This is a genomic window from Streptomyces sp. NRRL S-244 (assembly GCF_000717915.1).
In the GTDB taxonomy this organism is placed as follows: domain Bacteria; phylum Actinomycetota; class Actinomycetes; order Streptomycetales; family Streptomycetaceae; genus Streptomyces.
Window position 1 is genome coordinate 331,238 of sequence record NZ_JOCX01000003.1, and the last position, 18,831, is coordinate 350,068.

The window sequence follows — 18,831 nt, forward strand, 5'->3', positions numbered from 1 at the left end:
GCCAGGTGCCCTAGAGCCAGCCCTGGCGGCGGGCCGCGCGGACGGCCTCCATGCGGTTGCGGGTGCCCGTCTTGCCGATGGCCGAGGACAGGTAGTTCCGTACCGTCGACTCCGACAAGTGCACCCTGGCCGCGATGTCGGCCACGGTCGCCCCGTCGACCGCCGCGCCCAGCACGTCGACCTCGCGCGCGGTCAGCGGGTTCGGGCCGGCGCTGAGCGCGGCCGCGGCGAGCGCGGGGTCGATCACGGTCTCCCCGGCGAGCACCCGGCGTATCGCGGCGGCCAGTTCCTCCACCGGACCGTCCTTCACCAGGAACCCGGCGGCCCCCGCCTCCATCGCCCGGCGCAGGTAGCCGGGGCGCCCGAAGGTGGTCAGGATCAGCACCCGGCAGCCGGGGAGGCGCGTGCGCAGCTCGGCGGCCGCGTCGAGGCCGCTGCGGCCCGGGAGTTCGATGTCGAGCAGGGCCACGTCCGGCCGCGCCTCGACCGCGGCGGGCACGATCTCGGTCCCGGCGCCGACCTGCGCCACGACCTCGATGTCCTCCTCCAGCCCGAGCAGCAGGGCCAGCGCGCCGCGCATCATGCCCTGGTCCTCCGCGAGCAGGACCTTGATCATCGACTCTCCTCGTTCTCCGCCGGCTCCACCGGGAGTTCGGCCGTGACCCGGAACCCCCGCCCCGGGCCCGGTGCCGGGCCGCCGACCAGGGTGCCGCCCGCCGCGGCGAGTCGTTCCGTCAGCCCGGTCAGTCCGCTGCCCGGCGGGGTCGAGCCTACGCCGTTCCCGTTGTCGGTGATCACCAGGCGGACGCGCTCCGCCGTGCTCCGCACCTCGATCTCGCAGGTGGTCGCACCGCTGTGCCGGATGGCGTTGGTGGCGGCCTCGCGCACCACCCAGCCCAGCAGCGCCGCCGCCTGCGGGGGCAGCGGGGGCCCTGACTGCCGTACGACGGGCTCGATCCCGGCGGCGGTCAGCGCGCCGCGGGCCCGGTCGAGTTCGGTGGCGAGGCTGGCCTCGCGGTAGCCGGTGACGGCCTCCCGGATCTCGGTGAGCGCCTGGCGGCCGACCGACTCGATGTCGGCGACCTGGGCGAGCGCCGCGTCCATGTCCCGGGGGGCGATCCGGCGGGCGGCCTCCGACTTCACGACGATCACCGACAGGGTGTGGCCGAGCAGGTCGTGCAGATCGCGGGAGAAGCGCAGCCGCTCCTGGTCCACCGCGGCCCGGGCCAGCTCCTGCCGGGTCTCGCGCAGCTCCTTCACGGTCTCGGACAGGGCGAGGATGGCCGCGGTGACCATGCCGGAGACCAGGGTCCCGTACACGATGCCGAGGGTGTCCCAGCCCTCGTCGAGCCCCGCGATCACCCCTGCGAGGCCGGTGACGGCGAACATCACCGGGCCGAGCTTGCGACCCCGGACCACCGCGCCGGTGGCCAGGCCCCAGAGCGGGAAGAACAGCAGCCAGTTGCCCCCGTACGCGAAGGCGAGGGCGCAGGTGACCGCGCCGAGGGCGGCCAGGCACCACCGGGTACTGGCCGCCTCCCGGGCCCGCCGGTCGAAGGCGCGGAACACCAGGGTGACGTAGAGGGAGTTGAAGAACAGCAGGCCGAGGGCGCCGATCCACGGGTTGGGGGTCTCCCCCTTGATGACGTTGGAGATGGCTCCCATGCCCAGCAGCAGCCACGGCAGCAGCGTGAAGGCGTTGGGCGGGCCCATGGGGCCGCGGCCGTAGTCCGGGGCCTCGCCGCACTCCTTGCGCCTCTTCTCCCGCGCCCGCCATTCGGCTTTGCGGACCGCCCAGTCGGCCTTCCACTCAGCCTTCCACTCGGCCTTCCTGTCCGCCCTGGCCCTGCGGGCGGCCTTCCGGTCCTGCCCGGTCCCCCGCCTGTCCTGCGTTTTCATTCCCGGTCCCTGCTCCATGCGTTACACCGTCCTCGCGGACCGACGGTACGAGAGCACCGCGTACGAGCCGAACAGCAGGGCCCATGCCGCCAGTACGGCGACCGCGGCCAGGCCGGGGGCGGAGCCTGCGGCGAGGGACTGGCCGATCTCGGCGAAGCGGCGCGTCGGGGTGAAGCCGGACAGGGAGCGCAGCCAGTCCGGGAACAGCTCGACCGGGAACCAGAGTCCGCCGACGATGGAGAGCGCGAGGCTGCACCCGACGTTGACCACGCCGGTGGACTGGGCGGTGAGCCGGTACCCGTTGCCGATGCCGAGCAGGGTGAAGGGGAGCGCGCCGAGCCACAGGACGAGGGTGACTGCGGCCCACTGCCAGGCCTCCAGCCGGACCCCGTTGACGAACGCGCCGGCCGCGAGTACGGCGGCCACGGCGGGAAGCACGGTCACCGAGCCGGTCAGGGCCCGGCCGACCACCACCTGACGGGAGGTCATCGGGGTGACCCGCAGCTGCCGCAGCCAGCCGATGCCCTTGTCCTCGGCGACTGCGGATCCGGTCCCCAGGGCCGAGCCCAGGGCCCCGTACGCGGCCATGGCCACCATGGAGGCCGTCTTCCACCCGCCGGTGTCGGCGCCGGTGCCGAGGTTGGTGAAGAGCAGGTACATCAGCACCGGCATGCCGATGCCGAAGACCACGAAGGAGGTGTCGCGCAGGGTCCGGCGGACTTCCAGGCGGACGTAGGCGGTGATCATCGGGCGCTCCCCGGGGCGGCGGTGTCGGTGGTGTGGTGGGTGTGGGCTTCGGTGAGGGCGAGGAAGGCTTCGTCGAGCGAGGGCGCCATGACCTCGATCCCGCGGACGGCGCCGAGGCCCGCGAGCGCGACGACCGTCGCGTCCGGGTCCTCCGTACGCAGCCGCGCGCGGTCTCCCCGTACCTCCACGGAGACCACCCCGGGCAGTTCGCCGAGCCCCTCGGTGGGGCGCCCGGCCAGGTCGACGCAGACCAGCGATCCGCCGGCGGCACGGCGCAGCTGCTCCCCGGTGCCGTCGGCGACGATCCGGCCGGCGTCGACGACCACGATGCGGTCGGCGTGGGCGTCGGCCTCCTCCAGGTAGTGGGTGGAGAACAGGACGGTGTTGCCGCGCCGGGCGAAGGCGCGCATGGACTCCCAGAAGGCGCGGCGGGCCTCCACGTCGAGGGCGGCGGTCGGCTCGTCGAGCACGATGAGCTCCGGGTTTCCGGCGAGGGCGACGGCGAAGCGGACGCGCTGGGCCTGGCCGCCGGAGAGCCGGTCGATGCGGCGGCCGGCGAGCTCGGTGAGCCCGGCGAGCTCCAGCGCCTCGGCGACGGGCATGGGGGCGGGGTAGGTCCGGGCCACGAACCCGATGAGCTCGCGCACGGTGATCCGCGGTACGGCGCGCCCCTCCTGGAGCATGGCGCCCACCCGGCCTGCCCGGACCGCCCGGTCGGGGGTCTCGCCGAAGAGCCGTACGCTGCCCGCGTCGGGCTCGTCGAGGCCGAGCAGCAGGCTGATGGCGGTGGACTTGCCCGCGCCGTTGCGGCCGAGCAGGGCGACCGTCTCGCCGCGCCGGACGTCGAGGTCGATGCCGGCCACGGCGCGGACGGCGCCGAAGGACTTGGCGGCGTGCCGGAACCGGACCGCGGGCTCCTCGTGCGGCGGCTTCGCCGTCCTCGTCGTCTGCGCCGACCGCGTCGGCTGAATCGTCTTCGTCATGCCCACCACGCTACGAATCGGGGCGGGTCCCCCGGCAGATCCGCATGTACGGACCCCACCGGTACAAATGTCCCGGCCGCGACCCGGCCACTACCAGGCCGCTACCCCGTCGGCCCGAGCCGGGACCTGCCGGCGCGGGCGAGCAGCAGGGTGCGGACGGGGGCCGCCAGGCCGTAGCCGACGTCCTTGCGCAGCGCCCGGACGCCGGCCCGTTCCACGGCCGCCAGTTGGTGTCCCATGAGCTCCGTCATCGCGGCGATCACCGGGCGCAGGCCCGGCTCGACCAGGTCGAGGATGCCGTCGGTGGCGTCGAGGGCACTTCGGGCGCGCCGGGTTTCGGCGGCGAGGAGGGCGCGTACGGCCGGGGTGTCGCGGGCCTGTTCGAGGTCGGCCCGGGTGACGGAGTGCTCGGCGAGGCGGGCGCGCGGGAGGCAGAGCCGGCCGTCCGCGAGGTCGCCGGAGAGGTCGGCGAGGAAGTCGACCCGCTGGGCGGCGTCCACGAACCGCCGCCACCCGGCGGCCTGTTCCTCGTCGGGGCCGCCCTGGTACTGGAGTCCGGTGAAGACCAGCACCCCGGGCCAGGCATAGGCGTCGAGGTAGGCCTGGAAGTCCTCCTCGGTGTCGAAGCCGTCGAAGGCGGCCTCGGCGGTGGCCGCGCCCTCCAGGAACCGGGTGACCCAGTGCTCCGGCAGCCCGCGGGTGGCGACGGCGTGGGCGTACGCGCGCAGCAGCGGGTCGGGGCTGTCACCGGTCTTGAGCGCCGCCTGCGCCTGCCCGGCGAGCGCGGCCAGACCGGCAGAACGTTCCTGCGGAGTGCCGGTCTCGGCCACGTCGTCGACGAGGTTCATGAAGGCCACCCCCGCCGTCAGCCAGGGCACCAGCGGCGGCGCGGCGAGCAGGCGCAGCGTCACGTACGGGGCCGGTTCCCGGCGCAGGACCCGGCGGGCGACGTACGTGTAGTCCTCGCGCAGCCGGGGGCCGGTGATACCGGCCGCCGTGAGGGTGGTGCGCCAGCTGGGCATGGTGGTGAGACTCCCCGAATCGAACCGCTCGTACGGGTACACGATGTCAGGAGCGGTAGACCTTCTTCACCTTGCCCTGGGTGTCGGCGTAGACGTACCCGCCCTGGCCGTACTCGTCGGTGAGGTAGGGCCGCATGGACGGGGTGTTGTCCATGAGCCAGGGTTCGACGATGACGTAGCGGGAGGTCGGGTTGGCCACGCCGAGCTCCTGCTTGGCCTGGTCGAGGAGGCCGGGCAGGGCGTCCCAGTTGACGGTCGCCATGTCGATCAGCGGCTCGTCCGCCTTGATGGTGCTGCCGGGGCCGGTGCGCTTGGCCTCGCCGTCGCGGTACTGGTAGCGGTCGTAGGTCTTGGCTCCGGGGGCGGTGGGGATGGACGCGAGCACGTACTCCTCGTAGATGTTCATCTCCACGAACTGGGTGGTGCCCGTCTTCTGCTTGAGGGCCTCGATCGCGGTCCGCACGTTGGCGGGGGTGAGCAGGCTGCCCTTGGGGGCGGTGACCGGGCTGCCGACCGGCTTGGGGAGGCTCTGCTTGGGGCCGGGGGTGGTGCCGGAGGGGCCGGCGCTCGCGGTGGTGCCGCCGCCCTTCGCCTCGCCGCTGCCGCCGCCGGAGTTTCCGTCGGGCATCCACTTGACGAGCCCGATCACGCCGCCGGCCAGGACGAGCGCGAGGACGCCGCCGAGCAGCACCGGGCGGCGGCGCGGGGCGTGCGCGGCCGGGACGGGCGTGGTGACCGAGTACGGGGAGCCGCCCCCGGGGGTGAACGGCGCCGACGGCGCGTAGGGCTGCGGGATCTGCGGCTGCGCGGGCCGGGTCTGGCCGGAGCCGATGCCGGCGCCGATGCCCATTCCGATCCCCTGCTGCGGAGTCGGCGGCCCGTACTGGCCCAGCACCGTCGGCGGCGCGGCCCGCGAGGCCCCGCTCCCGAGAGCACTGCTCGCATCCCGGAGCAGTTGTTCCAGCTGCGCCGCGTCGGGCCGTACGGACAGGTCCCGTACGAGCAGCCGTTCCAGTACGGGCCCCAGCGGGCCGGAGCGCACCGGGGCCGGGATCGGCTCGTCGAGCACGGCGACGACGGTGGCCAGGGTGGTGGCCCGGCGCAGCGGATGGACCCCCTCCGCGGCCACGTAGAGCAGCATGCCGAGCGACCAGAGGTCGGAGGCCGCCAGGCCCTCCTCGCCGCGGGCCCGCTCCGGGGCGATGTACTCCGGTGAGCCGATGAGCACGCCGGTGGAGGTGAGGGCGGTCGAGTCGTGCAGGGCCGCGATGCCGAAGTCGGTCAGCACGGCCGAGCCGTCGGGGCGCAGCAGCACGTTGGCCGGCTTCACATCGCGGTGGAGCACCCCTTCGGCGTGCGCGGCCCGCAGCGCGGACAGCACGTCGAGGCCGAGCCGCAGCACGTCGGCCACGGGCATCGGCCCCGACTCCAGCCTGTCGTGCAGGGAGCCGCCCTTGACCAGCTCCATGACGATCCACGGATGTCCGTCCGGGCCGGCGGCGGGCTCCACGATGTGGTGGATCGTCACCACGTGCGGGTGCGCCAGCCGGGCGAGGGCGCGGGCCTCGCGGATGGCGCGTTCGCGCATTTGGGCGGTGAGTCCGGGTTGGGCGGCGGCGGTCGCCGGGTCCGGCGGGCGCACCTCTTTCAGGGCGACGTCGCGGTGCAGTGCGATGTCGCGGGCGCGCCACACCGTGCCCATACCGCCGGCGCCCAGCGGCGCGATCAGTTCGAAGCGGCCGTCGACCAGCTGTCTGCCGGCCTCACTCATGTCCATGGCCGGTCATCGTAGGGGCAGCCGCTGTCAGCAGCGTCGGCGGTCCACCGTCACCGTGCCCTGGGCGGTGGACACCGTACGGTCGTAGCAGCCGCGCCCGGCGTCCGACCCGTACAGCTGGTAGTGCTCGGAGCTGGTGCCGACCGCGTGCCGCTGCTCGCGCGGGACGTTCGCCGTGTAGCTCGCGTCGCCCGTGTACCGGTCGTCGAGCCTGCTCCGGTCCACGGTGCGGCCGCCGCGCAGGGTGCTCGTCTCGGCGCGGTCGCCGAGCGCGATGACGGTCCGCAGCCGGTCCCCGGCGCCGAGGGTGGTCTCGCCGTCCATCGTGTACGTGCGCGCGGTGCGGACGGTGGCGGAGCCGCGGGTGACGCTCTCCTCGTCGGTCCAGGTGGCGGTCAGGGCGTCCTGGTCCTCGCCCTCCGTCCAGCGGTGCACGGAGGTGTTGTGCACGGCGCGGGTGACGGTGGTGGTGACCCGGCCGTGGGAGGTGTCGAGCCGGCCGGCGACGGTGAGCCGGTGGCCGCCCTCGGTGTCGAGGCGGTGCTGCGCGGCGGGCGTTCCCGGTGTCCCGGGCGTGGCGGGCGTCCAGCGGGTGGAGTTGGCCGGTTCGCCCTCCTCGTGGCGGGTGAGGGAGCCGGTGACGACGGCGCGGCCCTCGTCCTGCCACAGGAGCAGGTTCGTCGGGGTGCTCCAGCCGCTCTGCCCGGCCGGGACGCCGGCGACGGACACCTCGATCCGGTGCGGGCGGCCGTCGTTGAGGAGGGCGGCGTACGGGGTGAGGTCGTACACGACCGGCTGGACGTCGAAGGCGCGGGGCGCGGGGGTGACGTACCAGAGGAAGGGGTTCGACCAGCCGCCGGTCCACACGGTCGGGAAGGGGGCCGCGATGCCGGCGAGCTGTCCGTCGACGGAGATCCGGACCTCGCGGTACGGGCCGTCGGCGGCCTTGCAGGAGTACGGGGCGGCGTCGGGGGTGGTCATGTACCAGTACTCCTCGCAACCGCCGCCGGAGCCGGTGGCGTACACCTCGGCGAGGAGCCGCTCGGTGTTGCGCGGGGTGGTGACCGCGGGGGTGGTCAGCGGCAGGACGCGGTCGGGGGTGTCGGGGGCGATGGTGTGCCGGTCCCGGTCGGCGGCGTAGAAGGTCAGGGTGACCTTGACGTCGATGACGCCGGTGTAGGTGTCGTTGACGACGTTGCCGATCAGCATCTCGACGGGCTGCGGGCGGCTGAGGGTGTCGCGGTAGCGGGTGACGTCCTTCTCGACGGACCAGGTGATGCCGTCGGGCGAGGGCTCGGGGGTGGAGGTGCGCAGGATTTCGACGCCGCCCAGGGAGAGGTGGCCGAGGCGGTCGTACTGGCGGCCCTTGACCTTGCCGTCGAGGCGCAGGACGACCTTGGCCCAGGTCCCGCCGCATGCGGCCGGGGGCGCGTAGCTCCCGACGTACGGGGTGTAGTCGCGGAACTGTGCCTCGGCGACGGTCACCTCGCAGGACCGGGTCGCGGGGCGCGCGACGGGTGGGGCGGCGGTGAGGGGGTCGTGCCAGTCGCTCCCGAACTCGGCGGGCGGCTCGGTCTGCCGCTCGGCGGTTGCGGCGCTGCGGAGCCCGCTCTCGCCCGCGGTCGGGTCGGCGGCGGCCGCGGGTCCCGCGGCGCCGGCCAGGGTGCCCGCGGCGAGCGCGAGCGCGCCGAGCAGGCCCATGATCCTGTGTCGTGTCATGGCCCCGCAGTGAATCCCGCCCGGCGGGCCCGGCACCAGGGGCCCCGGCCCGTCCCTGGCCGAATTTCGCCCCCGGCCAGGGCAAGCAGCGGGGAGTCCGCCGAGGGCCACGCTGTCGCGGACCGCGCCGTTGCCGCCCGCCGAACCGGCGGAACCGCGTGGTGCGGAGGGCCGGGGCAGGCCCGAGGCCAACCGGTGGCCCCGGGGCGGCTCAGTCCCGGGAGTTGCCGAAGAGGATGCGGTAGCCGATGAGCAGGACCAGCGAGCCCGCGATCGCGGAGCCCCAGGTGGCGGGGTCGTAGAAGTCGTGGCCGATCGGCTTGTCCAGGAACTTCGCGGAGAGCCAGCCGCCGATGAAGGCTCCGGCGATGCCGATGAGCGTGGTCCCGATCAGGCCGCCGGGGTCGCGGCCGGGCAGCAGGACCTTGGCTATGAAGCCGGCCAGCAGCCCCAGGACGATCCAGCTGACGATCCCCATGGTCGTTCACTCCGCTTCGCTCGTACGTACGTGTTCGCGTTCTCACCGGGGAGGACGCGAACACGTGCGAAACGGTTCTCGGCTGCTTCAGACCGCCACCCGGCCGGCTACGGGTGCGGAGGCGGGTGCCGGTACGGAGGCGGCGGCCGGTGCTGAGGCGGGTGCCGGTGCGGGCGCCGCGCCCGGCGCCGTCCGCGTCAGCAGCAGCACCCCGCGCGCCGCCGCGAGGGCGCCGGCCACGGCGAGCAGGAGTCCCACCGCGCCGCCCTGGAGGCGCTCGCCGAGCAGGATCATGCCGATGGCGGCCGCGGCCAGCGGGTTGGCCAGGTTCACCACGGCGAGCGGCGCCCCGAGCCCGCCCCGGTAGGCCCGCTGCGACAGCAGCATCCCGCCGACCGCGAACACCACGACGAGCAGGGCGACGGCGACGACCCGCACGCTGAGCAGGGCCCCGCCCCGGCCGCCCGCGACGGCCACCGTCTGGGTCAGGGCGGAGGCCACGGCGGAGGCCAGCCCGGACGCCGTCGCGTGCCGCAGCCCCGAGCGCACGTCCCGGCGTACGGTCAGCAGCGTGATCGCGGCGACCGTGGCCCCGGACACGGCGAGCGCTTCGGCCAGGGTGAGCGTGTCGTCGGGGGCCGGTCCGGAGGCCGGGAGCAGCAGCAGCCCGAGCCCGGCGACCGTGGCCAGGGTGCCCCGCCATTCGGTGGCCGCCACCCGGCGGCCGGCGCCGTGCGCCCCGAGCGGGACGGCGGCGACGAGGGTGAGGGCGCCCAGCGGCTGGACCAGGGTGAGCGGCCCGTAGCGCAGCGCGGCCGCGTGCAGCAGGGCGGCGCCCGCGTTCAGCCCGGCCGACCACCACCAGGCCCCGTTGCCGAGCAGGGCTCCGGCGCTGCGGGCCACGGCCGCGCGGGCGAGGCGCTCCTGGGCCACGGCGGCGGCCGCGTACGCCACGGCGGAGGCGAGGCAGAGCAGGACGGCGAGGACGGTGGCGTTCATCGGCCGGCCCCCACGGCCTCGGCCGCCCCGGCGGTGCTCCGCGGGCGCGGCAGGTGCCGTACGACGGCCGGCGATCCTGCGCTGACCCGCGGGCGCGGCACGATCAGCAGCGCCCCGCCGAGCAGCACGGTGGCCACGATCGCGTCGAGCCAGTAGTGGTTGGCGGTGCCGACGACCACGAGCAGCGTCACCAGCGGGTGCAGCAGCCACAGCACGCGCAGGCGGGGCCGGGTGGCGGCGATCATGCCGAGCGCCAGCATCAGCGCCCACCCGAAGTGCAGCGAGGGCATGGCGGCGAACTGGTTGGCCATGGTGTCGGTGGCGGGCGCGGCCCGGTAGACGGAGGGTCCGTAGACCTGTGCGGTGTCCACGAGGTGCGCGGCGCCGAGCATCCGCGGCGGTGCGAGCGGGAAGGCGAGGTGCAGCGCGAGGGCGGCGCCGGTCAGGACGGCGAGCACGCGCCGGGCCCACAGGTAGTGGCCGGGCCTGCGCACGTACAGCCAGACCAGGAAGAGCACGGTCGCCGGGAAGTGCACGGCCGCGTAGTAGGTGTTCGCCGTGTGCACGAGGGCGTCCCCGTGCAGGAGGAGGCGCTGGATCGCGCCCTCGCCCGGCAGGTGCAGGGCGCGCTCGGCGTCCCAGATCCGGCCGGCGTTGCGCAGGGCCTCGTCGGTGCGGTCGGTGGCGAGCATCCGGCCGGCCTTGTAGACGGCGAACAGGCCCGCGACGAGCAGCAGCTCGCGTATGAGTCGGCGCCTCGGCCCCGGTACCGGGCCGTCGGCCGGCCCGGCGGGTGTGGTGTGGGAGCTCATTTCCCCCGCTTTCTCTTCTCTGTGCTCGCGCGCCGCCTGTACGCGGACATCGACACGCCAGTGTATCGATACATTTGCGTATCGATACGCGGGTGTACCGATACGCTTGCGTTCCCGTACACTTTCCTCACGGATACATCAGCTGCGGAGCCCCCGAGGAGAGCCGCTCACCATGACGTCGACAGCGCCGGCCGCGCGCCGCTCCAAGATCACCCCGGAACGGGTGCAGGAGTTCTACGACGCCGTCCTGGACCAGCTGCGCGAGCACGGGTACGAGGCGCTGACCATGGAGGGCGTCGCCGCCCGGGCCTGCTGCGGGAAGTCGACCCTCTACCGGCAGTGGAAGACCAAGCCCCAGCTCGTCGCGGCGGCCCTGCGCGCGAACCGGCAGGGCACGCTGGCCGCGGTGGACACCGGCACGCTCGCCGGCGACCTGCGCGAGGCGGCCCGGATCGCGGCAGGCAACTCGGGACGCGACACCCGCCTCACCCAGGCGCTCGGGCACGCCGTGCTCAGCGACGAGGAGCTGCAGGCGGCGCTGCGCGAGGCGCTGGTCGAGCCGGAGCTGGCCGCGTTCGACGCGATGGTGGCGCGGGCCGTGGCGCGCGGCGAGATCGCGGCGGGCCATCCGGCCGTGGAGTTCCTGCCGGCCCAGCTGATGGGCGTCCTGCGCATCCGGCCGGTCCTGGAGGGTCAGTACGCCGACGCCGACTACCTGGTCCGGTTCGTCGACGCGGCTCTGCTGCCCGCCCTGGGCCTGGTACCCGTCCCGGCCCCCGCCCCGGACCCGGACCGGGCCGAGGCCCCCTGAACCGGTGGGCCGCCGTCTCCGATGACCGGACGGCGACCCGCCCGCGCTGCCTCGTGGGGACGGCGGCAGCGCGCCACCGGACGGGGCGGTGGTCACTCACTCGAGGGAGTGACCACCGCCCGGTCTGTGCGGCCCCACGTACGGGCCTGCGTCAGGACAGCGGCGCGCCCATGATCCGGGCGAACTCCTCCGGGTCCGCGTCGAAGCCCCGTAGGGCGGCGTCCAGCGACCAGGCCCCCGAACCGTCGCGCCTGAACTCCGCGATCGTGGCCGCCGTGGCCTGCGGGACCCCCGTGAAGTCGGTCACCGCGAGTTCGGTGTAGCCCTCCCGGATCCGGACCCCCGTACCGCCTATGGCCGCGAAGGTCTTCGTACGCGCACCCCGCTGCCCGGTGTCCTGGATGACCACGCCGACCACGACCCGCCCCAACGCGGGTGCCATCCGGTCCAGTTCGAGGGTCATCACCTCGTCGAAGCCGAAGCCCTGGCCGGTGTGGCTGTCACGGTTCAAGGTGATGGTGCCGTCGGGAGAACGGCTGCCGAAGTGCACGAGGTGGACCGGCTCCCCGTGGGGGTCCGCGGCGCCGAACACCGCCGCGATGATGTCCAGGTCATGGGCGGGCGTGCCCGCGGGGCTCGGATCCCACCGCAGTGCGATCTCCACCTTGGCCAGGCCCTTGCGTACTCCGCTCGTCGAAGTGCTCACCGAACTCCCCCTCCGCTTGCCGGGTGTTGCCCGGCCATGCTGTCATGCGGCGGCCCCACCGGTCCGGACGAGCGTACGTTCCCGGCCAGTTGAGCCGGATACCGTCCGTCGCTCAGGACCCGGGAGGGACGCGTACGGTCTCCACCCAGCCCGGCGGCTGCGGTGCGTCGGCCCCGATCAGCGCGGCGATCAGCCGGCAGGACGGGGTCTCGTCCGGCCACGGCGTGTACCCGTCGGTCAGCACGACGACGATGTTCGGCCGGTCCGGCAGCGCCAGCGCGGCCCGGATGCCGACGCGCATGTCGGTGCCGCCGCCCCCGGCCAGGGTCACCTGCTCGGTGCTCGTCACCCGGGCCACGGTGTGCACGTCCGCGTCGCAGGCCAGGACGGCGACCCGGTTGCCCCGGACCCCGACCTCCCGCAGCACGCCGGTGACCTCGCCGAGCGCGGCGGCGAGCTCGTCCTCGCCCATCGACCCCGAGGTGTCGATGACGATCGCGACCCGCGGCAGCGGCCGGCGCAGGCTGGGCAGCACCACGCGGCCGCCGAGCGCCGGAGTGCGCCGCGAGGGGCGGCGGTAGGTGTAGTCCACCGCGCCGCCCGCCCAGGCGGCGGCCTCCCGGACCGCCCCGGACAGCGCGCTGCGCCAGTCGACGGTGGGCTCCAGCAGCTCCTGCGCCCAGCGCTGCCAGCCGGCCGGGAGCCTGCCCCGGGCGCGCTGGTGGGCGCGCATGGCCTGGGCGGTCTGCCGGCGCAGCGCCTCCGCCTCGACCGGGCCGATCCGGGCGGGACCCGCCGCCTCACCGAGCTCCCAGGGCATCGGCGTGCCGTGGGCCCCCGAGCCGCAGTCCGGTGCGTGCGGCGGGGTGGCCGGGATCGCGGGCAGGTACGTCTCGAACATCCCGCCGGTGGCGAGGCCGAACAGCCGGGGCTCCATCCGGCCCTCGGGCAGCGCCAGTCCGTCGGCGAGGAGGTCGTCGTTGATCTCGCAGTCCTGGGCGATGTTGACGCGTCGCCGGTCGCGCTGGTCGGCGGCCGGGAGCCGGTCGGCGCGGGCGTGGTGGTCGCGCAGCAGGTGGGCCACCTCGTGGACCCACACCCCGGCCAGTTCCGCGACCGGCGTGGCGTCGACGAACGCGGGCGAGACGTAGCAGCGCCAGTGCCGGTCCACCCCCATCGTCGGGACCCCGGCCGAGGGGACCACCGTGAGCGCGTACAGGGCGGAGGCGAGGTACGGCCGGGCCTCGGCGGCCTTGTACCGGGCGGCCAGCAGCTTGGCCCGGTCCAGGCGGGCGCCGGCGGGGGCTCCGTCCTCGGGCGCGCCCGTCGGGCCGTCGCCCGTCGGGCCGTCGCCCGTCGGGCCGTCCATGGGCACGCTCACCCGCCCGTCAGCCGCCGCCCGGCAGGGCGCCGGAGAGCTGGAGCAGTTCGATGAAGGCGTCGATCCCGGCGGGCACCGGCCAGTCCAGGTCGCGCATGGCGGCCAGGTCGGTGGCCGCACGCGCGGCCACGTCGGGCACGCCCGCGTCGACCGCCTTCGCGAGGACCGCCCAGCCGGCCTCCCAGCGGGGGCGGGTGAGCTCGCCCTGGACGGCGGCGACCACGGCGATGAGGAAGGCCAGCTGCCGGTCCCCGCGTTCGGGCAGGGCGAAGGCGTCCGGGTCGGCGAGCACCCGGTCCGGGTCGGGCAGGTCGAGGTGTTCCACGTACGAGAGCAGCTCGATCCCGGCCGCGTCCCCGACGGCCCCGGTGAGCGCGGCGGCCAGGGCCTCCCGGCCGGCGCCGGCCGCGTACCCGGTGGCCAGCAGCCGCAGGGCCATCTCCCAGGTGCGCGGGGAGGGCCAGGCGCGGCCGCGGCCCTCGGCCTCGTTCGGCATGTGGTGGACCAGGCCCGGCCGGGCGGTCAGGAAGCCGGAGATCACGCCGCGGGCGCGGGCGACGGCCCCGGAGGCGCGGGCGGGGTCGACGGCCGGGATGGCCACCTCGGGCCAGGTGCCGGCGAGGCCGCGGGCCACGGTGCGCGGGCTGTGGGTCCAGTCGAGGTGGACGAAGCGGTTGGCCAGCGGCGGGCTGAGGTGCCAGCCGTCCGCCGCACTGGACGGCGGATTGGCCGCGGCGACGATCCGTACGGACTCGGGCAGGACGAGGCTGCCGATCCGGCGTTCCAGGACCACGCGCAGCAGGGCCGCCTGCACGGCGGGCGGGGCGGAGGACAGCTCGTCGAAGAACAGCAGTCCGTGGCCGGTGCGGGCGAGGCGGACCGCCCAGTCCGGCGGGGCCATGGGCACGCCGGTGGTGGCGGGGTCCTCGCCGACGATGGGCAGCCCGGCGAAGTCGGAGGGCTCGTGGACGCTGGCGATGACGGTCTCCAGCTCGACGCCGAGGGCGGTGGCGAGCTGCTGCATGCCCGCGGACTTGCCGATGCCCGGCTCGCCCCACAGCAGGACGGGCTGATTGGCCGTCACGGCCAGGGCCAGCGCTTCGAGTTGGGGGTTGGTCGCCGGCTCGGTGCGGGTGGCGCGGAGCCGGGCGCCCAGGGCGTCGGCGGCCGCCAGGGCCCGCGAGGGCTGCGACTGCGGCTGCGGCCCGCGCTGCGGCTGCGTGCTCATGCGTCCTCGTACTCCTCGTCGGACTCGCGCTCGTCCAGGTACTCGTCGAACCACTCGGAGCCGATGTCGGGGAACTCCTCCTCCACCCGGCTGCGCAGGAAGGCGAGATCCGTGCGCTTGTGGCGGCGGATCACCTGGCCCAGCGACAGGTCCGCGTCGTCGACGACGTCGATCCTGCTGCCGGCCGCGAGGAGCATGCGGACCAGGCCGACCCGGGCCCCCCGCTCGACGGCGACCTGGAGCGGGGTGCGCCCCGCCTTGTCCTGGGCCTCCAGGTCCAGGCCCGCCGCCAGCAGCCGCGGCAGCAGCACCTCGTGGTCGAGCAGGTGCAGGACGTGCAGCAGCGTGTACCCGCGGGCGTCCCGGACCCGGGGGTCCGTGCCCGCGTCGAGCAGCGCGACGACGCCCGGGGTGTCCCCGTGCTGGACGCGCAGGAACAGCTCCTGCCGCTCCGCCCGCAGGGCGCGCGGCAGCCGCCCCTCTCCCGTGGTCCAGATCTGCTGCACGGCGAAGCAGCCCTGGATCGCGCCGCCGAACGCCCGCATGGCGCGCTCGCGTTGCTGCTCCTCGGGGCTGTGCGGGAGCAGGTCCAGTACGCCGCCCTGGGAGCGGACCTCGTGCCACTCGCCGCGGCAGCGCACCCGTACGGGCTTCGCCTCCGCGGGGCCGGGCGGACCGGCGGCGGGGCCGGCCCCGGGGAACAGCGCGGCGGCGACCAGCGGGTGCAGCTCGCGCGGGGTGATCCGGCCGGTGCGGACCAGTTCGAGGTCGGGGAGCCGCTTCCAGGCGAACAGCGGGAGCGCGGGCACTCCGCCCAGCTCGTCCCGGCCGGCCGCCCGGACCCGCAGCCCGTCGTCCGGACCGGAGCCGGCCGGTTCCAGCAGCAGGCAGCCGCGCCAGTCGCCCATCTTGAAGCGTTCGCCCGCGCCGGCCGCCACGAGGCGGCGCACCTCCGGCCCCAGCCGCGCCAGATCGGCCGAGGAGGTGGCCATGAGGGTCTCCGGGTCCGCCGTCCTGCCGTAGCGCGGGTTCTCCGCGGGCTTGGTCAGGTCCCGTTCGATCCCCGCGGCCGCGTACGCCTCGGCGAAGTCTTCGCGGGCGTGCAGCAGGGCGACCCACTCGGCGTGCCCGGCCGGGTCGGCGGTGCCGGGATCGGCGGTGGGCAGCTCGTCCGCGGGCAGCGGGGTGCCGTCCGGGCGGAAGAAGGGCAGCCGCTCGCCGCCGCCGAGGCGCTCGCGCAGCGCGGCCGTGTGCCGGGCGTCCCAGAGCGGGCGGGCCGCGGTCCAGTCCTCGGGGCGCAGCCGGTGGGCGCCGCCGAAGGTGCGGTGGGGTGGCGGGGGTTCGACCGGCGCGCAGTGCAGCAGCAGCCGCTGCGGCCCCTCGATCATCGGGCCGGTGGACACGGACAGCACCGGCGTGTCGGCGCCGGCGCCGTAGCGGGCGAGCAGCACGCGTACGTCGGGCTCGACGGTCGTACGGCCGCCCAGGACGCGGGGCAGGTGCCAGCGCACCAGGTCGGGCGCGAGGTGGCGCAGGTCCTCCGCCACCGCCTCCGCGAGGGGTGCGCCGTACCGGGCGGCGAGTCCGGGCAGGTCGAAGGTGACGTCCACGGCGGCGGCCGCGCAGGCGGCCTGCCAGTCGCCGGCCAGCCGGTGCGCGGTGGCGCGCTCGATCATCCAGCCCGGGACGGCGTGGCGGCGGATGCGCTGCCAGGCCGCGCCGTCCTCCGCCCGAACGCCCCCGGGCAGTTCGCCGGGGCCGGTGTACCCGCTCACCGGTACACGCTCGTGATCGCGCCGAGGTCGGGGTGGGCGGGCCGGGCGGGCCGCAGCCGGGCGGTGAAGGACCGCTTCACCTTGCGGGGCAGACCGGGGCCGAGGCCCACGTACTCCAGCGGGGAGTCCTCGGGCACCGCGGCCAGCAGGCACTTCGCACCGCGCCCGGTGAGCCCGGTGTGGCGCAGTTCGAGGCGGCGCAGCGGACTGCCCGGGAGGGCGGCGGCCAGGGCGTACGCCCCCTCGTCCCCGGTGTCGTTGCCGGCGGAGCCGAGGCTGCGCTCGGACATGGCCCGGCCGAGGTCGAGGGCTTCGATCCCGCCGAGGGCCTCGGCGAGGGACCGGGCGCCGGCCGGGCCGATGCCGTTGCCGCCGAGGCCGAGGCGGACGGGCCGCGCGGGGTCGGCGGCCGCGGCGGCGGCCAGGACGGCGGTGCCCTCGTCGCCGAGGTGGTTGGCCGGGAGGTACAGCTCGCGCACCCCGGCCTCCCGGATGAGGGCGGCGAGCAGGGGTGCGGCCTCGGCGGTGAGGCCGTTGCCGCCGAGGAAGAGCCGTTCGAGCGGGGTCTCGCGGGTGCGCAGGGCGTCGAGGAGGAGGCGTACGCCGTCGGTTCCGATGCCGGTGTTGACCAGGTCGAGGGTGCGCAGCGTCCGGTTGCGGCGCAGCAGGGCGGCGAGGGTGCGGGCGCCGTCCTCGAAGACCGGATTGCGCTTGAGCCACAGGGCCTTGACGCCGGTGTCGTCCGCGAGGGCGTCGGCGAGTGCGGCCACGCCGTCGGGGCCGATGCGGTTGCAGCCCAGGTAGAGGGTGTGCAGTCCGTGCCCGTCGGTGAGGGCGCCGGCGAGCGTGCGGGCTCCTTCGTCGCCGATGGAGTTGGTGCCGAGGAGCAGGTGCCGGGCGTGGGGCGAGCCGGCGGCGACGGCGGCCACCCGGGCGGCGCCGGCCGGTCCGAGGCCCTGCTTGCACAGGTCGACGCGGCCGTCCGCGCGCAGGGTTCCGATCGGGAAGGCCTCGTCGGCCCCGACGGCGTCTTCGGCGGCGAGCCGCGCGAGCAGCGGGTCGAGCCCGGCCGGGTCGGCGATCGGCAGGTCGGGGTGCTCGATCGCGGGGCACCGTACGGGTGTCGGCTGTGTCATCACCACTCCACCGGTCCTTCGCCGGTGCCCGGCGTCCACAACGACAAGAAAGAAGAAGACGCAAGACCGGTCGGATTCGAACCGACGTCCTCCAGCTCGATGCGTGGGCGCGACGACCTCTGCGCTACGGCCTTGCTGCCGGAGATCATACCCATCCGCAGGCCTGAAATCGATCACCAGTTTGAACGGTTTGCACCCCTTCGCTCAATAGCAGTGCTTTTCCGGCCACCCGTACCGAATCCGCCATGCAGCAGCCCGCTTTGTCCCGTTCACGGCGCAATTCGCCGGAGAGACACCGGTCGCGCCGGATCGTTACCTCAAGTTTTCCTCAATTGCAGTGACATCGCGGCGGGCGCCTTCCTAGCTTCCTCGTACACGCGTCTCGACTCTTCTTGACGCTTCGTACCAATCCGCGGTTCCCCCCGCTGCCGGCGATCCCCGCAGCGCATCCCGCGGCCCCTAGGAAAGAGTGCAGCATGAAGGTTCCCAAGGCCGGTGCTTTGGTCGCAGTGGTCGGCCTCGCCCTGACCGCCTCCGGGTGTGGCGGTGACAGCGGCCCCAAGGGGAACCTCTCGATCGGCATCAAGTTCGACCAGCCGGGCGTCGGGCTGCGTGAGCAGGGCGGGACCTTCTCCGGTTTCGACGTGGACGTCTCGACGTACATCGCCAAGGAGCTGGGCTACAAGCCGGAGCAGATCGAGTTCAAGAAGGTCGACAGCTCCGACCGCGAGCTGCTGCTCCAGTACAACGAGGTCAAGTTCGTCGCGGCCAGCTACTCGATCAACGACAAGCGCAAGGAGAAGGTCGACTTCGCCGGCCCGTACTTCCTCGCGCACCAGGACCTGCTGGTCCGCGCCGACGACACCACCATCACCAAGGCCGAGGACCTCAACAACAAGAAGCTCTGTTCGGTCACCGGCTCCACCTCGGCCGAGAACGTCAAGAAGACCCTCGCGCCGAAGGCCAGCGTCCTGGAGCTCGACGGGTACTCGGAGTGCGTCGTCGCGCTCCAGGACGGCCTGGTCGACGCCCTCACCACGGACAACTCCATCCTGGCCGGGTACGCCGCCCAGAAGGGCAACACGGGCAAGTTCAAGCTGGTCGGGCTGAGCCTGAGCAACGAGAACTACGGCATCGGTGTCAAGAAGGGCAACAAGGACCTCCAGAGCAAGATCAACGCCGCCCTGAAGAAGATGGTCCAGGACGGTTCCTGGGAGGCCGCGGTGAAGAAGAACTTCGGATCGGCCAACTACAAGAACGAGCCGGCCCCGCAGATCACGACGGGCAGCTGACGATCGTCGACGCGGTGGCGGGATCCGACCAGCCGGAGCCGAGGGCCGCGTCGACCACGTAGAGCA

At 74.6% G+C, this 18,831-nt stretch carries 17 protein-coding genes and 1 pseudogene; 2 read left to right on the top strand and 16 right to left on the bottom strand.

Annotated elements, in window-relative coordinates; genetic code table 11:
* Positions 1–10: 10 nt before the first annotated feature.
* The 10 genes from IF02_RS0105420 to IF02_RS0105465 form a co-directional block, all read right to left on the bottom strand.
* The gene (locus IF02_RS0105420) at positions 11–616 is read right to left on the bottom strand and encodes a response regulator transcription factor (protein ID WP_030154092.1); all 606 of its coding nucleotides are present in this window, start codon (positions 614–616) and stop codon (positions 11–13) included.
* Positions 613–1,899: a sensor histidine kinase gene (locus IF02_RS0105425; RefSeq protein WP_234318093.1), complete on the bottom strand. Its 1,287-nt coding sequence runs from the start codon at positions 1,897–1,899 to the stop codon at positions 613–615. The genes IF02_RS0105420 and IF02_RS0105425 overlap by 4 nt, the downstream gene beginning before the upstream one ends.
* A gap of 21 nt (positions 1,900–1,920) precedes the next feature.
* Complete coding sequence (locus IF02_RS0105430; protein WP_106977223.1) at positions 1,921–2,643, bottom strand: ABC transporter permease; 723 nt, start codon at positions 2,641–2,643, stop codon at positions 1,921–1,923.
* Complete coding sequence (locus IF02_RS0105435) at positions 2,643–3,629, bottom strand: ABC transporter ATP-binding protein (protein WP_078621912.1); 987 nt, start codon at positions 3,627–3,629, stop codon at positions 2,643–2,645. Before IF02_RS0105435 ends, IF02_RS0105430 begins: the two co-directional genes overlap by 1 nt.
* A 101-nt stretch (positions 3,630–3,730) precedes the next feature.
* Complete coding sequence (locus tag IF02_RS32180) at positions 3,731–4,651, bottom strand: squalene/phytoene synthase family protein (RefSeq protein ID WP_158708459.1); 921 nt, start codon at positions 4,649–4,651, stop codon at positions 3,731–3,733.
* A gap of 46 nt (positions 4,652–4,697) precedes the next feature.
* A complete protein-coding gene (locus IF02_RS0105445; RefSeq protein ID WP_051695816.1) occupies positions 4,698–6,428 on the bottom strand; it encodes a serine/threonine-protein kinase in 1,731 nt (576 codons plus the stop codon).
* A 27-nt stretch (positions 6,429–6,455) separates the two neighbouring features.
* Positions 6,456–8,147 carry a peptide-N4-asparagine amidase gene (locus IF02_RS0105450; protein ID WP_030154098.1) on the bottom strand — a complete coding sequence of 564 codons (1,692 nt, stop codon included), beginning with the start codon at positions 8,145–8,147 and terminating at the stop codon, positions 6,456–6,458.
* Positions 8,148–8,358: 211 nt separating this feature from the next.
* Positions 8,359–8,625, bottom strand: a complete 267-nt coding sequence (locus IF02_RS0105455) for a GlsB/YeaQ/YmgE family stress response membrane protein (RefSeq protein WP_030154099.1) — start codon at positions 8,623–8,625, stop codon at positions 8,359–8,361.
* A gap of 87 nt (positions 8,626–8,712) precedes the next feature.
* Entirely contained in the window at positions 8,713–9,624 is a 912-nt protein-coding gene (locus tag IF02_RS0105460; RefSeq protein ID WP_030154100.1) for a hypothetical protein, read from the bottom strand.
* Complete coding sequence (locus IF02_RS0105465; protein ID WP_030154101.1) at positions 9,621–10,436, bottom strand: phosphatase PAP2 family protein; 816 nt, start codon at positions 10,434–10,436, stop codon at positions 9,621–9,623. Before IF02_RS0105465 ends, IF02_RS0105460 begins: the two co-directional genes overlap by 4 nt.
* 172 nt (positions 10,437–10,608) lie before the next feature.
* On the opposite strand from IF02_RS0105465, the gene IF02_RS0105470 reads away from it, so the two are divergent.
* A complete protein-coding gene (locus IF02_RS0105470; RefSeq protein WP_037835524.1) occupies positions 10,609–11,247 on the top strand; it encodes a TetR/AcrR family transcriptional regulator in 639 nt (212 codons plus the stop codon).
* Between the two features lie 151 nt (positions 11,248–11,398).
* On the opposite strand, the gene IF02_RS0105475 is transcribed toward IF02_RS0105470, so the two are convergent.
* From IF02_RS0105475 to IF02_RS34720, 6 genes and pseudogenes are all read right to left on the bottom strand, one after another.
* The gene (locus IF02_RS0105475) at positions 11,399–11,953 is read right to left on the bottom strand and encodes a TerD family protein (RefSeq protein ID WP_030154103.1); all 555 of its coding nucleotides are present in this window, start codon (positions 11,951–11,953) and stop codon (positions 11,399–11,401) included.
* 112 nt (positions 11,954–12,065) lie between these two features.
* Positions 12,066–13,322: a DUF2201 family putative metallopeptidase gene (locus IF02_RS0105480; protein ID WP_078621886.1), complete on the bottom strand. Its 1,257-nt coding sequence runs from the start codon at positions 13,320–13,322 to the stop codon at positions 12,066–12,068.
* A gap of 19 nt (positions 13,323–13,341) precedes the next feature.
* The gene (locus IF02_RS0105485; protein ID WP_051695819.1) at positions 13,342–14,562 is read right to left on the bottom strand and encodes an AAA family ATPase; all 1,221 of its coding nucleotides are present in this window, start codon (positions 14,560–14,562) and stop codon (positions 13,342–13,344) included.
* Positions 14,559–16,337, bottom strand: a complete 1,779-nt coding sequence (locus IF02_RS0105490) for an ankyrin repeat domain-containing protein (RefSeq protein WP_234318094.1) — start codon at positions 16,335–16,337, stop codon at positions 14,559–14,561. The genes IF02_RS0105485 and IF02_RS0105490 overlap by 4 nt, the downstream gene beginning before the upstream one ends.
* Positions 16,334–17,473 (bottom strand): hypothetical protein, encoded by a 1,140-nt coding sequence (locus IF02_RS0105495; protein WP_030154107.1) that lies wholly within the window; start codon positions 17,471–17,473, stop codon positions 16,334–16,336. The genes IF02_RS0105490 and IF02_RS0105495 overlap by 4 nt, the downstream gene beginning before the upstream one ends.
* A 61-nt stretch (positions 17,474–17,534) precedes the next feature.
* A pseudogene (locus tag IF02_RS34720) lies at positions 17,535–17,607 on the bottom strand.
* A gap of 342 nt (positions 17,608–17,949) precedes the next feature.
* Here IF02_RS34720 and IF02_RS0105500 point away from each other — a divergent pair.
* A complete protein-coding gene (locus IF02_RS0105500) occupies positions 17,950–18,765 on the top strand; it encodes a glutamate ABC transporter substrate-binding protein (protein WP_030154108.1) in 816 nt (271 codons plus the stop codon).
* Positions 18,766–18,831 lie beyond the last annotated feature (66 nt).

Bases quoted from the DNA above. Each gene is read 5' to 3' on its own strand.
- IF02_RS0105420 (WP_030154092.1), bottom strand. From the start codon at position 616: ATGATCAAGGTCCTGCTCGCGGAGGACCAGGGCATGATGCGCGGCGCG.
- IF02_RS0105425 (WP_234318093.1), bottom strand. From the start codon at position 1,899: ATGAAAACGCAGGACAGGCGGGGGACCGGGCAGGACCGGAAGGCCGCC.
- IF02_RS0105435 (WP_078621912.1), bottom strand. From the start codon at position 3,629: ATGACGAAGACGATTCAGCCGACGCGGTCGGCGCAGACGACGAGGACG.
- IF02_RS32180 (WP_158708459.1), bottom strand. From the start codon at position 4,651: ATGCCCAGCTGGCGCACCACCCTCACGGCGGCCGGTATCACCGGCCCC.
- IF02_RS0105445 (WP_051695816.1), bottom strand. From the start codon at position 6,428: ATGGACATGAGTGAGGCCGGCAGACAGCTGGTCGACGGCCGCTTCGAA.
- IF02_RS0105450 (WP_030154098.1), bottom strand. From the start codon at position 8,147: ATGACACGACACAGGATCATGGGCCTGCTCGGCGCGCTCGCGCTCGCC.
- IF02_RS0105455 (WP_030154099.1), bottom strand. From the start codon at position 8,625: ATGGGGATCGTCAGCTGGATCGTCCTGGGGCTGCTGGCCGGCTTCATA.
- IF02_RS0105460 (WP_030154100.1), bottom strand. From the start codon at position 9,624: ATGAACGCCACCGTCCTCGCCGTCCTGCTCTGCCTCGCCTCCGCCGTG.
- IF02_RS0105465 (WP_030154101.1), bottom strand. From the start codon at position 10,436: ATGAGCTCCCACACCACACCCGCCGGGCCGGCCGACGGCCCGGTACCG.
- IF02_RS0105470 (WP_037835524.1), top strand. From the start codon at position 10,609: ATGACGTCGACAGCGCCGGCCGCGCGCCGCTCCAAGATCACCCCGGAA.
- IF02_RS0105480 (WP_078621886.1), bottom strand. From the start codon at position 13,322: ATGGACGGCCCGACGGGCGACGGCCCGACGGGCGACGGCCCGACGGGC.
- IF02_RS0105485 (WP_051695819.1), bottom strand. From the start codon at position 14,562: ATGAGCACGCAGCCGCAGCGCGGGCCGCAGCCGCAGTCGCAGCCCTCG.
- IF02_RS0105495 (WP_030154107.1), bottom strand. From the start codon at position 17,473: ATGACACAGCCGACACCCGTACGGTGCCCCGCGATCGAGCACCCCGAC.
- IF02_RS0105500 (WP_030154108.1), top strand. From the start codon at position 17,950: ATGAAGGTTCCCAAGGCCGGTGCTTTGGTCGCAGTGGTCGGCCTCGCC.